The organism is Pseudomonas sp. S07E 245 (genome assembly GCF_019599025.1).
Lineage (GTDB): Bacteria > Pseudomonadota > Gammaproteobacteria > Pseudomonadales > Pseudomonadaceae > Aquipseudomonas > Aquipseudomonas shirazensis.
In genome coordinates this window covers 4,998,206-5,012,642 of the sequence record NZ_CP080625.1, presented here as the reverse complement: position 1 = coordinate 5,012,642, position 14,437 = coordinate 4,998,206, and the positions used below count along the sequence as shown (strand labels likewise).

Genomic DNA, 14,437 nt, shown 5'->3' with positions numbered 1-14,437 from the left:
CTAGGGTCGGTTTTTTATTGCCTGCGATTTATCCCCGCCTGGATGCGACCCCTGTAGGAGCGGCCTTGTGTCGCGAAAGGGGCGCCCAGCGGCCCCGCGATTTAGGCAACGCCGCAGAACTGCTGGGGGCGCTGCGCACCCCTTTCGCGACACAAGGCCGCTGCTACAAGATCTGCAGCGCAGCCATATTGCTTACTTGCCCAGCTGGATCTTCGGCGCCCACTGCAGCCACACGTCATCAGGCTTGTCGAACAAGGCAAAGGTCTGCTTCGGTCGTGCCGGGTTACCCATCTGCTCGCCCTCTGGCGTGGCAAAGGCAATGCCGCCGTCGATCAGCGTCTCCAGCGACTCGGTACGCACCGTTGCCCCCTTGAACAAGCCCCAGTCGAAGCCAAAGCCGCTGCTGTTCCAGAACCGGCTGCCACCGCGCACCAGCCCGGCATAGCGCGGTTCGATGAGGATGTGGATCAGCACTCGATCAGCGTTCTGCCCCAATTCAAAGCCAGTGACCTTGCCCACCGCCACCTCGCGGTAGGTGACCGGCACGCCCGGCTTGATCGAGCCACGTCGCGGAGCACTCAGGGTAATCGGCAAGCCGATCTCCTGACCTTTCACCTCTGGCGCCTCCGCCAGAGCGATGAAGTCACGCTGTGAGCCTTGGCTCCTGGCGGCTGGCTGCACCTCGATGTACTGCCCACCGATCAGCGTATCGAGGTTCTCGGTCTTGACCAGCCCCAATGCTGGCTTGACCACCCAGAACTGCGTACCGACACGGGTGATGCGGTCGGCAGCTTCGTTGATGCGCGCACGCAGTAGTACCGCCTGCAGATCGTCGGTCAGGTCGGTACTCTCGATACTGCCCACCTCCAGGCCGCGGAAGCGGATCGGCGTGCCCGGCTTGAGGCCATCAGCGCGCTCGACACGGATGGTGATCAGGGTACCGGCGCGATTGGCTGCCTCTTCGCTCTCATGCAGACGGAAGCGCGGGATATGACGCTTGAGCGGCACATCCGGCTTCGGCGTATCGAAGGCAATGCCGCCCGCCATCAGGGTCTGCAATGACTCGCTCTTGACCTTGATCCCGGACAGGCCGCCGGTCAGGGTGATACCACTGGCATTCCAGAAGCGCGTTGAGCCATTGACCAGATTGGCGTACTCCTTTTCGATGTGCACGCCGATCAGGATGCGTTTGCTGTTGCGGGCAAACTGATAGCTCTGCACGTTGCCGACCTTGACCTGGCGATACATCACCGGGCTGCCGACCTCGAGCGAGCCGAGGCTGTCGGCAAACAGCACCATATGCAGCCCTGGCGACTTCAGATCGAGCGGCGGCGCCTTGGCCCGTGCTTCGAACTCGCGCTGCGGCCGTGCGCCCTTGTCACCTGGACGGATGGCAATGTAGTTGCCCTTCACCAGCGCCTCCAGGCCAGTGATGCCCGCCAGGGAGATGGACGGCTTGACCACCCAGAATTGCGTGCCCTCGACCAGATAATCCTCGGCCAGAGGATCAAGGGTCAGTTCGGCTGAGGCACTGGCCAGGTCGTCTTCGATCTTCAGGGTCTTCAGCGAGCCGATCTGAATGCCTTTGTACAATACTGGCGTACGCCCTGCCTGCAGGCCTTCAAAATCAGTCAGTTTGACCTTGATGCGGATACCCGCCTGGGCAGCGTCAAAGTCTTCATAGAGGCGGAATGGCAGGCTTGGATCAGTCGGCGGGCTGTCCTTGCGGTGCTCAGGGGTAGCAAAGGCAATACCACCGGCAACGATGCTGCTGAGCGACTCACTGCGCACCTTGACCCCGGACAGGTCAGCATCGATGCTGATGCCGCTGGCATTCCAGAAGCGCGTATGTTTGCGCACCAGGCTGGCGTAGGCGGGCTGGATGAACACCTTGACCTCAACGGTGCCCTGATCCTCGGACAGCTTATAACTCTTCACCCGACCGACCTGGATCTGCTTGTAGAACACCGGGCTGTCGCGATTGAGCGAGCCAAGTCGATCGGCCTTGAGGGTCAGGTGCAGGCCGGGCTCGGAGTCAGACAGCGGCGGCGCCGAGGCCAGCGCCTTGAAGCTTTTGGTCGGCTCGCCTTTGCCCGGGTCGACGGCAATATAGTTACCCGATACCAGTGTCTCCAGGCCGGAGATGCCCGCCAGGGTAACGCTCGGCTTGACCAGCCAGAAGCGCGTGCCGGTGGTCAGCTGGGTGTCTGCCGCCTTGTTCATCTCGATGGTGGCGATCACCCCGGTGTTGCTGCCGGTGTCATCCAGCTCCAGTTCGGTAACCTTGCCGACTGGCATACCCTTGTAGATCACCTCGGTCTTGTTGGCGACGATCCCTTCACCAGTCTTGAAACGCACCTGGATCTCCACACCGGCAGAACGGTAGGCCTGAACGCCCAGCCAGCCGCCGATGATCAACGCGATCAGGGGCAGGATCCAGATGGCCGACCAGTTCGAGGCAGGGCGGGTTTTTGCCGTAGGCACGTCACTCATGGTCGTCATCCGACTCCGTGTTATCCCAGATCAGTCGGGGATCGAAAGTTAAGGCAGCAAACATCGTCAGGATCACCACGCAGGCGAAAGCGATGGCGCCAAGATTAGCTTCGACGCTGGCGATCCGGCCAAAATTGACCACCGCCACCAAAATGGCAATGACAAAGATGTCGAGCATCGACCAGCGCCCGATGAATTCGATAAAGCGGTACATCCAGATGCGCTGCCGGGCCGACAGCGGCTGATGTCTTTGCACCGAGTACAGCAGCAGGCCGATGCCGACCAACTTGAAGGTCGGCACCAGGATACTGGCAATGAACACCACGGCTGCGATAGGCAGCATGCCGTGGTGCATCAGCGTGATGACCCCGGACATGATCGTGTCGGGGCTGCCCTTGCCCAGCGAGCTGACCGTCATGATCGGCAACAGGTTCGCTGGGATATACAGGATGAACGCAGTGATCAGCAGTGCCCAGGTGCGCACGATGCTGTTAGGCCGTCGAGGGTGGACGATGGCACCGCAGCGCATACAGGTCTGCCCGGCGTCATCGCCTTCCTGACGGTTCAGCTCGTGGCATTCATTGCACACCAGAATCCCGGCATCAATCGCCCGCATGCAGATCCTCCCCGGACAACGCCACCCAGATCTGATGCGGCGACATCACCACTTCCAACCAGACTTGCACCAGCAGCAGGCTGATGAAGCAGACCAGGCCAATACCGATATTCAGTTGGGCAAGGTCGAGCAGCTTGACCATGGCCACCAGCACGCCCATGAAGTACACCTCGAGCATGCCCCACTCGCGCAGGTGGTGATACACCCGGTAGATCAGCAAGCCGTAGCTGCGCCCGATGTCGAGACGGATGCTCAGCAGCACTGCCAGTTGACACAGCAGCTTGAGCAAGGGGATGGCCATGCTGCAGAGAAACACCACCACGGCGATCAGGTGCATTTGTGAGTTGTACAAGCCAAGCACACCGCTCCAGACGGTATCGTCGGAGGTCTGCCCGAGCAGGTGCAGCTGCATGATCGGCAAGAAGTTGGCGGGTATGTAAAGCAGCAGCGCAGCCAGCACCAGCGCCAGGCTGCGATTGACCACGTTATGGCGGTGAGCGTACAGCTCGTAGCCGCAACGTGGGCACAGCGCCTTCTCATTGTGCTGCAGGGGCGGCTTGCGCAGCAGCAGGTCACACTCATGGCAGGCGATGAGGTCGTCCAGCGGCAGATTGGCCAGCACTTCGGGGTCGGCAGGGTTGGGCATATGGGCGTCTGAGTGAAAGCGTGGGCTCTATTCTAGTGTTCTGGCTCGCATTGTGGGAGACGCGTGGCCGCCCTGATGCGAGACATAAGCATACTGGCACTTCGTTATGAGCGCTGGATGGGGTAAAAAGTGCCGGGAAGGTAGCTGGAGCGACAATTTTAGGCTGCGCAGCAGCTCTGGATTTTATGGATCCCGGAAAAGACAAAACCCCTACCTGCTCGCGCAGATAGGGGTTTTGCGAAATGAATCTTGACGATGACCTACTCTCACATGGGGAGACCCCACACTACCATCGGCGATGCATCGTTTCACTACTGAGTTCGGGATGGGATCAGGTGGTTCCAATGCTCTATTGTCGTCAAGAAATTCTGTAGCCAGAACGTCCAGATGAACGGCCCAGCAAATTCGGATATGTGATGTTTGTGTACGAATCTTCAGCGTTTCGTCTTCACCACCGCAATCTGCATGAGCAAATTGCTTGGGTGTTATATGGTCAAGCCTCACGGGCAATTAGTATTGGTTAGCTCAACGCCTCACAGCGCTTACACACCCAACCTATCAACGTCGTAGTCTTCGACGGCCCTTCAGGGGATTCTAGATCCCAGTGAGATCTCATCTTGAGGCAAGTTTCCCGCTTAGATGCTTTCAGCGGTTATCTCTTCCGAACATAGCTACCCGGCAATGCCACTGGCGTGACAACCGGAACACCAGAGGTTCGTCCACTCCGGTCCTCTCGTACTAGGAGCAGCCCCTCTCAAATCTCAAACGTCCACGGCAGATAGGGACCGAACTGTCTCACGACGTTCTAAACCCAGCTCGCGTACCACTTTAAATGGCGAACAGCCATACCCTTGGGACCGGCTTCAGCCCCAGGATGTGATGAGCCGACATCGAGGTGCCAAACACCGCCGTCGATATGAACTCTTGGGCGGTATCAGCCTGTTATCCCCGGAGTACCTTTTATCCGTTGAGCGATGGCCCTTCCATACAGAACCACCGGATCACTAAGACCTACTTTCGTACCTGCTCGACGTGTGGGTCTCGCAGTCAAGCGCGCTTTTGCCTTTATACTCTACGACCGATTTCCGACCGGTCTGAGCGCACCTTCGTACTCCTCCGTTACTCTTTGGGAGGAGACCGCCCCAGTCAAACTACCCACCATACACTGTCCTCGATCCGGATAACGGACCTGAGTTAGAACCTCAAAGTTGCCAGGGTGGTATTTCAAGGATGGCTCCATGAGAACTGGCGTCCCCACTTCAAAGCCTCCCACCTATCCTACACAAGCAAATTCAAAGTCCAGTGCAAAGCTATAGTAAAGGTTCACGGGGTCTTTCCGTCTAGCCGCGGATACACTGCATCTTCACAGCGATTTCAATTTCACTGAGTCTCGGGTGGAGACAGCGCCGCCATCGTTACGCCATTCGTGCAGGTCGGAACTTACCCGACAAGGAATTTCGCTACCTTAGGACCGTTATAGTTACGGCCGCCGTTTACCGGGGCTTCGATCAAGAGCTTCGCTTGCGCTAACCCCATCAATTAACCTTCCGGCACCGGGCAGGCGTCACACCCTATACGTCCACTTTCGTGTTTGCAGAGTGCTGTGTTTTTAATAAACAGTCGCAGCGGCCTGGTATCTTCGACCGGCAAAAGCTTACGGGGTAAACCCTTCACCTTCGCCGGCGCACCTTCTCCCGAAGTTACGGTGCCATTTTGCCTAGTTCCTTCACCCGAGTTCTCTCAAGCGCCTTGGTATTCTCTACCTAACCACCTGTGTCGGTTTGGGGTACGGTTCCCGATTGTCTGAAGCTTAGGAGCTTTTCTTGGAAGCATGGCATCAACCACTTCGTCGCCTAAAGGCAACTCGTCATCAGCTCTCGGCCTTGAGATCCCGGATTTGCCTAAGATCTCAGCCTACCACCTTAAACTTGGACTACCAACGCCAAGCTGGCCTAGCCTTCTCCGTCCCTCCATCGCAACAATCGGAAGTACAGGAATATTAACCTGTTTTCCATCGACTACGCTTTTCAGCCTCGCCTTAGGGACCGACTAACCCTGCGTCGATTAACGTTGCGCAGGAAACCTTGGTCTTTCGGCGTGCAAGTTTTTCACTCGCATTGTCGTTACTCATGTCAGCATTCGCACTTCTGATACCTCCAGCAAGCTTCTCAACTCACCTTCACAGGCTTACAGAACGCTCCTCTACCGCATCACCAAAAGGTGATACCCGTAGCTTCGGTGCATGGTTTGAGCCCCGTTACATCTTCCGCGCAGGCCGACTCGACTAGTGAGCTATTACGCTTTCTTTAAAGGGTGGCTGCTTCTAAGCCAACCTCCTAGCTGTCTAAGCCTTCCCACATCGTTTCCCACTTAACCATGACTTTGGGACCTTAGCTGACGGTCTGGGTTGTTTCCCTTTTCACGACGGACGTTAGCACCCGCCGTGTGTCTCCCATGCTCGGCACTTGTAGGTATTCGGAGTTTGCATCGGTTTGGTAAGTCGGGATGACCCCCTAGCCGAAACAGTGCTCTACCCCCTACAGTGATACATGAGGCGCTACCTAAATAGCTTTCGAGGAGAACCAGCTATCTCCGAGCTTGATTAGCCTTTCACTCCGATCCACAGGTCATCCGCTAACTTTTCAACGGTAGTCGGTTCGGTCCTCCAGTTAGTGTTACCCAACCTTCAACCTGCCCATGGATAGATCGCCCGGTTTCGGGTCTATACCCAGCGACTAAACGCCCTATTAAGACTCGCTTTCGCTACGCCTCCCCTATTCGGTTAAGCTCGCCACTGAATATAAGTCGCTGACCCATTATACAAAAGGTACGCAGTCACCTAACAAAGTAGGCTCCCACTGCTTGTACGCATACGGTTTCAGGATCTATTTCACTCCCCTCTCCGGGGTTCTTTTCGCCTTTCCCTCACGGTACTGGTTCACTATCGGTCAGTCAGTAGTATTTAGCCTTGGAGGATGGTCCCCCCATGTTCAGACAAAGTTTCTCGTGCTCCGTCCTACTCGATTTCATTGATAAGAGATTTTCGTGTACGGGGCTATCACCCACTACGGCCGCACTTTCCAGAGCGTTCCACTAATCTCAAACCAACTTAAGGGCTGGTCCCCGTTCGCTCGCCACTACTAAGGGAATCTCGGTTGATTTCTTTTCCTCAGGGTACTTAGATGTTTCAGTTCCCCTGGTTCGCCTCTTGCACCTATGTATTCAGTACAAGATACTCAGCTTATGCTGAGTGGGTTCCCCCATTCAGAGATCTCTGGATCACAGTCTGTTTGCCGACTCCCCAAAGCTTATCGCAGGCTACCACGTCTTTCATCGCCTCTGACTGCCAAGGCATCCACCGTATGCGCTTCTTCACTTGACCATATAACCCCAAGCAATCTGGTTATACTGTGAAGACGACATTCGCCGAAAATTCGTACTGCCCTTTCGAGCATTCACAAATTTTACCTTAGCCTGATCACACACCAGTGAAAGTGCGTGTCAGTCTATTTCTATCACATATCCGAATTTTTAAAGAACGATCTGACAAAAGTCAGAAATCAACATTCATCAACGAATGTTCATTTCTAAGTTCTGACAAGCTGTACAGCGTGAAGCAAAATGGTGGAGCCAAGCGGGATCGAACCGCTGACCTCCTGCGTGCAAGGCAGGCGCTCTCCCAGCTGAGCTATGGCCCCGTGTATCTGCAATGGTAGGTCTGGGCAGATTTGAACTGCCGACCTCACCCTTATCAGGGGTGCGCTCTAACCAACTGAGCTACAGACCTATAACAGGGTCACGTTACAGCATCGTCTTTATACAAGTGAATCAAGCAATTCGTGTGGGAGCTCATCAGCAGGCTGATGTCTTCGATTAAGGAGGTGATCCAGCCGCAGGTTCCCCTACGGCTACCTTGTTACGACTTCACCCCAGTCATGAATCACACCGTGGTAACCGTCCTCCCGAGGGTTAGACTAGCTACTTCTGGTGCAACCCACTCCCATGGTGTGACGGGCGGTGTGTACAAGGCCCGGGAACGTATTCACCGCGACATTCTGATTCGCGATTACTAGCGATTCCGACTTCACGCAGTCGAGTTGCAGACTGCGATCCGGACTACGATCGGTTTTGTGAGATTAGCTCCACCTCGCGGCTTGGCGACCCTCTGTACCGACCATTGTAGCACGTGTGTAGCCCAGGCCGTAAGGGCCATGATGACTTGACGTCATCCCCACCTTCCTCCGGTTTGTCACCGGCAGTCTCCTTAGAGTGCCCACCATAACGTGCTGGTAACTAAGGACAAGGGTTGCGCTCGTTACGGGACTTAACCCAACATCTCACGACACGAGCTGACGACAGCCATGCAGCACCTGTGTCAGAGTTCCCGAAGGCACCAATCCATCTCTGGAAAGTTCTCTGCATGTCAAGGCCTGGTAAGGTTCTTCGCGTTGCTTCGAATTAAACCACATGCTCCACCGCTTGTGCGGGCCCCCGTCAATTCATTTGAGTTTTAACCTTGCGGCCGTACTCCCCAGGCGGTCAACTTAATGCGTTAGCTGCGCCACTAAAATCTCAAGGATTCCAACGGCTAGTTGACATCGTTTACGGCGTGGACTACCAGGGTATCTAATCCTGTTTGCTCCCCACGCTTTCGCACCTCAGTGTCAGTATCAGTCCAGGTGGTCGCCTTCGCCACTGGTGTTCCTTCCTATATCTACGCATTTCACCGCTACACAGGAAATTCCACCACCCTCTACTGTACTCTAGCTTGCCAGTTTTGGATGCAGTTCCCAGGTTGAGCCCGGGGCTTTCACATCCAACTTAACAAACCACCTACGCGCGCTTTACGCCCAGTAATTCCGATTAACGCTTGCACCCTCTGTATTACCGCGGCTGCTGGCACAGAGTTAGCCGGTGCTTATTCTGTCGGTAACGTCAAAACAGCAAGGTATTCGCTTACTGCCCTTCCTCCCAACTTAAAGTGCTTTACAATCCGAAGACCTTCTTCACACACGCGGCATGGCTGGATCAGGCTTTCGCCCATTGTCCAATATTCCCCACTGCTGCCTCCCGTAGGAGTCTGGACCGTGTCTCAGTTCCAGTGTGACTGATCATCCTCTCAGACCAGTTACGGATCGTCGCCTTGGTGAGCCATTACCCCACCAACTAGCTAATCCGACCTAGGCTCATCTGATAGCGCAAGGCCCGAAGGTCCCCTGCTTTCTCCCGTAGGACGTATGCGGTATTAGCGTTCCTTTCGAAACGTTGTCCCCCACTACCAGGCAGATTCCTAGGCATTACTCACCCGTCCGCCGCTGAATCGAAGAGCAAGCTCTTCTCATCCGCTCGACTTGCATGTGTTAGGCCTGCCGCCAGCGTTCAATCTGAGCCATGATCAAACTCTTCAGTTCAATACTGCTTGGGTTTTTAAGAAACCCTAAACTTGGCTCAGCAATCTCAAATGACTACTATGATTTCTCATGTGGCCACTTGTGATGCTGATAATCTTGGCGACTATCAAACCGTACTCACAAGCACCCACACGAATTGCTTGATTCAATTTGTTAAAGAGCGGTTGGCTGAGCGTTTCGTCTCAACCGAGGCGCGCATTCTACGCTTTCCTCTGTGTCTGTCAAGCGTTTATTTCGAAGTATTTTGCGAGAAACTCGTTCAACTTCAAACACTTGACTCGCTTGCGATCTCTCGTAGCGGGAGGCGAATTCTACAGCGTTACAACCTGCTGTCAACTGCCTTTTTCACCGCTGACGATCTTTCGATCGAAGCCCTTGCAGCACTTCTGAAACTTCTAACTCTTTGAAACTCAAGGAGTTTTCCGCTCCAACTACGCTGGAAGTGGGGCGCATTATAAGCGCTTACAGAAACCCGTCAACCGTTATTTCATAATTGCATAACATTAAGCAAAAGCGGCCCTTCGGGCTCACAAAGCACAAACAAAACGGGGAGGCCCAAAGGCCTCCCCGCTCATACCCTGCCCCAGTTACAAGCTAGGGAAGGCAAACTGCGATGCTTCATGGCTCTTGCGCTGCGGCCAGCGCTGAGTAATGGCTTTACGACGGGTATAGAAGCGCACGCCGTCGGGGCCATAGGCATGCAGGTCGCCAAACAGCGAACGCTTCCAGCCGCCGAAGCTGTGATATGCAACAGGTACCGGCAGCGGCACGTTGACACCGACCATGCCCACTTCGATCTCGTCGCAGAACAGCCGAGCCGCTTCGCCGTCACGGGTAAAGATGCAGGTACCGTTGCCATACTCGTGATCGTTGATCAACTGCATGGCCTGCTCCAGGCTGTCGACGCGCACCACACACAGCACCGGGCCGAAGATCTCTTCTTTATAGATGCGCATTTCTGGCGAGACGTTGTCGAACAGCGTGCCGCCGACAAAGTAGCCATCCTCGCAGCCTGCAACACGCAGGTCACGACCATCGACCACCAGCTTGGCACCCGAGGCAACGCCGTCATCTATATAGCCAAGTACCTTGTCGCGCGCCGCAGCAGTTACCAGCGGCCCCATGTCCAGACCACAGGAAGTGCCAGCGCCGATCTTCAGCGCGCGGATCTGCGGTTCAAGCTTGGCGATCAGCGCATCGGCTGCCTGGTCACCCACGCATACTGCGACGGAAATGGCCATGCAGCGCTCGCCGCAAGAACCATACGCCGCACCCATCAGCGCGCTGACCGCGTTATCCAGGTCGGCATCCGGCATCACCACCGCGTGGTTCTTGGCGCCGCCCAGAGCCTGTACACGTTTGCCGCGCTTGGTGCCTTCGGCATAGATGTATTCGGCAATTGGCGTCGAGCCAACAAAACTCAGGGCTTTCACCTCTGGCGCTTCGATCAGCGCATCGACCGCTTCCTTGTCACCATGCACCACGTTGAGGATGCCCTTGGGCAGGCCAGCTTCGAGCAGCAGCTGGGCGATATACAGCGTCGAGCTTGGATCACGCTCGGACGGCTTGAGGATGAACGCGTTGCCACAGGCGATCGCCAGCGGGTACATCCACAGCGGGACCATGGCCGGGAAGTTGAACGGAGTGATACCGGCAACCACGCCCAATGGCTGGAAGTCCGACCAGGCATCGATGTTCGGGCCGACGTTGCGGCTGTACTCGCCTTTGAGCACTTCCGGGGCGGCACAAGCGAACTCGACGTTCTCGATACCACGCTTGAGTTCGCCGGCAGCGTCTTCCAGGGTCTTGCCATGCTCTTCGCTGATCATCTGCGAGATCTTCGCTTCGTTCTGCTCAAGCAACTGCTTGAAGCGGAACATCACCTGGGCGCGCTTGGCCGGCGGGGTGTTGCGCCAGGCCGGGAAGGCCGCCTTGGCCGAATCAATCGCCTCTTGCACGGTGGCACGGCTGGCCAGTTCGACCTTGCGTACGGCCTGACCGGTAGACGGGTTGAAGACATCGGCGGTGCGTTCGCCCTTGGAAACCAGTTCGCCGTTGATCAGGTGCTGAACAATGCTCATGCATAACTCCAGAAACAGGAAGGAAGGATCAGGCGCGCCGGTGCACGCCTGCCGTCAAAATCAGACAGATCAATCGATCTGGTTGAGGGTCTCGCCCACCGCGTCGAACAGGCGGTCGAGCTCCTGCGGCTGGGTGTTGAAGGTCGGGCCGAACTGCAGGGTGTCGCCGCCGTAGCGCACGTAGAAGCCTTTTTGCCACAGCTTCATCGCCACTTCGTAAGGACGCACAATGGCATCGCCGTCACGTGCCGCGATCTGGATCGCGCCGGCCAGGCCGTAGTTACGGATGTCGACGATATTCTTGGTGCCTTTGACGCCATGCAGCAGGTTCTCGAAGTGCGGCGCCAGCTCGGCGGCTGACTGCACCAGGTTCTCTTTCTGCAGCAGGTCCAGCGCCGCGATGCCGGCAGCGCACGCCACCGGGTGCGCCGAGTAGGTGTAGCCGTGAGGGAATTCCACAGCGTACTCAGGCGTCGGCTGATTCATGAAGGTGTGGTAGATCTCGCTGCTGGCAACCACTGCGCCGAGAGGGATGGCGCCGTTGGTGACCTGCTTGGCGATGCACATCAAGTCCGGGGTGACGCCGAACGCTTCGGCACCGGTCATGGCGCCCATGCGGCCGAAACCGGTGATCACTTCGTCGAAGATCAGCAGAATATTGTGCTGGGTGCAGATTTCACGCAGGCGCTTGAGGTAACCCTTCGGCGGCGGCAATACACCCGCCGAGCCAGCCAGCGGCTCGACGATCACCGCAGCGATATTGGAGGCATCGTGCAGCTCGATCAACTTGAGCATCTCGTCGGCCAGGGCGATCCCGCCCTCTTCCGGCAAGCCCTTGGTGAAGGCGTTGACCGGCAGCACGGTGTGCGGCAAGTGGTCGACATCGAGCAGCTGGCCGAACATCTTGCGGTTGCCGTTGACGCCGCCCAGGCTGGTACCGGCGATGTTCACCCCATGATAGCCACGGGCGCGACCGATCATCTTGGTCTTGGTCGCCTGGCCTTTCAGGCGCCAGTAGGCACGTACCATTTTCAGCGCGGTATCGGCGCACTCGGAACCGGAGTTGGTGAAGAACACGTGATTCAGATCACCCGGAGTCAACTGGGTAATCTTTTCAGCCAGCTGGAACGACAGCGGATGGCCGTACTGGAATGCCGGCGAATAGTCGAGCACGCCAACCTGGCGCGCGACTGCTTCGCTGATTTCCTTGCGGGTATGCCCGGCACCGCAAGTCCACAGCCCAGACAGGGCATCGAAGATGCGCCGGCCCTTGTCGTCGACCAGATAGTTGCCATCGGCGGCAACGATCAGGCGCGGATCGCGCTGGAAATTACGGTTGGCGGTGTACGGCATCCAGTGCGCGTCCAGCTTGAGCTGGCTAGCGATACCGGAAGGCGCGGTTTCGGGCATGTTCATCGGACGGTTCCTCGGCAAACGAATAGGCAACGATGGATGTTGTTGCAGCTAAATTGGCACGGCGATAAAGTCTGGAAAAGCCTACTTTTCAAATCTTCAGTTAGCAGTGGACTAAACTAATGAGCCGACGCCCCGATCCACTTGCGCAAGTCAGCGACTTCGACATCCGCCTGCTCAAGATTTACCGCAGTGTGGTCGAGTGCGGCGGTTTTTCGGCAGCGGAGAACGTGTTGGGTATCGGCCGCTCGGCGATCAGCCAGCAAATGAGCGACCTTGAGCAGCGCCTCGGCCTGCGCCTGTGCCAACGCGGCCGCGCCGGTTTTTCGCTGACCGAAGAAGGCCGCGACGTGTACCACTCGGCCCTGCAACTGCTGAGCGCCATCGAGACCTTTCGCACCGAGGTCAACGGCTTGCACCAACACCTGCGCGGCGAGCTTAATATCGGCCTGACCGACAACCTGGTGACACTGCCGCACATGCGCATCACCCATGCCCTGGCCGAGCTCAAGGACCGCGGCCCGGACGTGCACATCCAGATCCGCATGATCGCCCCCAGTCAAGTCGAGCAAGGCGTGCTCGATGGCAGCCTGCATGTTGGCGTGGTGCCGCAGGCCAGCCCGCTGTCGGGCCTGGAGTACCAGCCGCTGTACAGCGAGCGGTCGCTGCTCTACTGCGCCGTTGGCCACCCGCTGTTCTATGCCGACGACCACAAGATCGACGACGAGCGGCTCAACAGCCAGGATGCGATCGCGCCGACCTTCCGCCTGCCCGGTGAAATCCAGGCGCACTATCAGGCGCTGCACTGCACGGCGAGCGCGTCCGACCGCGAGGGCATGGCGTTCTTGATCCTGACCGGGCGTTACATCGGCTACCTGCCCGATCATTACGCCAGCACCTGGGTGCAACAAGGCCGCCTGCGGGCCCTGAAACCTGCGCAGCGCCATTACGACCTGAGCCTGAACTGGGTGACACGCAAAGGCCGGCGGCCAAACCTGGTACTGGAAAGCTTCCTTGAAAGCCTTGCTGCCACACGCTAAAGGCTTGTCACTTCGGCACAGGCAGGTAATCTGTCGGACAATCCCGTTGCCTCAGCCCGTTCGGAACCGTCCATGACCCTAGAAGTCCCAGCGCATCGCCTCTCCGCCTCGGGCAAGCCCGCCGGCCGCATTCGCCAAAAGAACGAACAGGCGATCATCCAGGCCGCCGAAGACGAGTTTGCCCGCCACGGTTTCAAGGGCACCAGCATGAATACCATCGCCCTCAAGGCCGGCCTGCCCAAGGCCAACCTGCACTACTACTTCACCAACAAGCTCGGCCTGTATATCGCCGTGCTGAGCAACATCATCGAGCTGTGGGACAGCACCTTCAACGCCCTGAGCGTTGATGATGACCCAGGCCAGGCGCTGAGCCAGTACCTGCGCACCAAGATGGAGTTCTCGCGGCGCAACCCGCAGGCCTCACGGATCTTCGCCATGGAAGTGATCAGCGGTGGTCAGTGTCTGACCGAATACTTCAGCGCCGATTACCGTGAGTGGTTCCGCGGCCGTGCCGCTGTGTTCCAGGCCTGGATCGACGCCGGCAAGATGGACCCGGTCGACCCGGTGCACTTGATCTTCCTGCTCTGGGGCAGCACCCAGCACTACGCCGACTTTTCCACTCAGATCTGCCAGGTTACCGGCCGCAGCCGCCTGACCAAGCAGGACATGGAAGACGCCAGCAACAATCTTATCCACATCATTCTCAAAGGTTGCGGCATCCAACTGCCCGCCTGACC

Annotated in this window: 8 protein-coding genes, 2 tRNA genes and 3 rRNA genes; 3 read left to right on the top strand and 10 right to left on the bottom strand. The window is 57.3% G+C overall.

All coding sequences use genetic code 11. The features are described 5' to 3' along the window. Positions 1-192: 192 nt before the first annotated feature. From K3F44_RS22975 to K3F44_RS22940, 8 genes are all read right to left on the bottom strand, one after another. On the bottom strand, positions 193-2,493 hold the full coding sequence (locus tag K3F44_RS22975) for a PqiB family protein (protein WP_101316186.1): 2,301 nt from the start codon (positions 2,491-2,493) through the stop codon (positions 193-195). After that, positions 2,486-3,109 carry a paraquat-inducible protein A gene (locus K3F44_RS22970; RefSeq protein WP_220633026.1) on the bottom strand — a complete coding sequence of 208 codons (624 nt, stop codon included), beginning with the start codon at positions 3,107-3,109 and terminating at the stop codon, positions 2,486-2,488. The genes K3F44_RS22975 and K3F44_RS22970 overlap by 8 nt, the downstream gene beginning before the upstream one ends. Then, complete coding sequence (locus K3F44_RS22965) at positions 3,096-3,755, bottom strand: paraquat-inducible protein A (protein ID WP_103435947.1); 660 nt, start codon at positions 3,753-3,755, stop codon at positions 3,096-3,098. The genes K3F44_RS22970 and K3F44_RS22965 overlap by 14 nt, the downstream gene beginning before the upstream one ends. A 247-nt stretch (positions 3,756-4,002) precedes the next feature. Continuing rightward, positions 4,003-4,118 (bottom strand): 5S ribosomal RNA (gene rrf, locus K3F44_RS22960). A 126-nt stretch (positions 4,119-4,244) separates the two neighbouring features. Next, positions 4,245-7,137: ribosomal RNA gene (locus K3F44_RS22955) — 23S ribosomal RNA — on the bottom strand. A 240-nt stretch (positions 7,138-7,377) separates the two neighbouring features. Next, positions 7,378-7,453: transfer RNA gene (locus K3F44_RS22950), tRNA-Ala, on the bottom strand. A 12-nt stretch (positions 7,454-7,465) separates the two neighbouring features. Beyond that, positions 7,466-7,542: transfer RNA gene (locus tag K3F44_RS22945), tRNA-Ile, on the bottom strand. A gap of 87 nt (positions 7,543-7,629) precedes the next feature. Continuing rightward, positions 7,630-9,166: ribosomal RNA gene (locus tag K3F44_RS22940) — 16S ribosomal RNA — on the bottom strand. Together the 16S, 23S and 5S rRNA genes with 2 tRNA genes alongside form the textbook arrangement of a ribosomal RNA operon. 50 nt (positions 9,167-9,216) lie before the next feature. Here K3F44_RS22940 and K3F44_RS22935 point away from each other — a divergent pair. Beyond that, positions 9,217-9,573 carry a hypothetical protein gene (locus K3F44_RS22935; RefSeq protein WP_220633025.1) on the top strand — a complete coding sequence of 119 codons (357 nt, stop codon included), beginning with the start codon at positions 9,217-9,219 and terminating at the stop codon, positions 9,571-9,573. 180 nt (positions 9,574-9,753) lie between these two features. On the opposite strand, the gene K3F44_RS22930 is transcribed toward K3F44_RS22935, so the two are convergent. Then, positions 9,754-11,247, bottom strand: a complete 1,494-nt coding sequence (locus K3F44_RS22930; protein ID WP_101316178.1) for a CoA-acylating methylmalonate-semialdehyde dehydrogenase — start codon at positions 11,245-11,247, stop codon at positions 9,754-9,756. A gap of 69 nt (positions 11,248-11,316) precedes the next feature. Beyond that, positions 11,317-12,663, bottom strand: a complete 1,347-nt coding sequence (locus K3F44_RS22925; RefSeq protein WP_103435945.1) for an aspartate aminotransferase family protein — start codon at positions 12,661-12,663, stop codon at positions 11,317-11,319. A gap of 119 nt (positions 12,664-12,782) precedes the next feature. Between K3F44_RS22925 and K3F44_RS22920 the strand changes: the two genes are divergently transcribed. Both K3F44_RS22920 and K3F44_RS22915 read left to right on the top strand, forming a co-directional pair. Beyond that, positions 12,783-13,700: a LysR family transcriptional regulator gene (locus K3F44_RS22920; protein WP_101316174.1), complete on the top strand. Its 918-nt coding sequence runs from the start codon at positions 12,783-12,785 to the stop codon at positions 13,698-13,700. Positions 13,701-13,772: 72 nt separating this feature from the next. After that, positions 13,773-14,435, top strand: coding sequence for a TetR/AcrR family transcriptional regulator (locus K3F44_RS22915; RefSeq protein WP_101316172.1), 663 nt, complete (start codon positions 13,773-13,775; stop codon positions 14,433-14,435). The last annotated feature ends 2 nt before the right edge of the window (positions 14,436-14,437 follow it).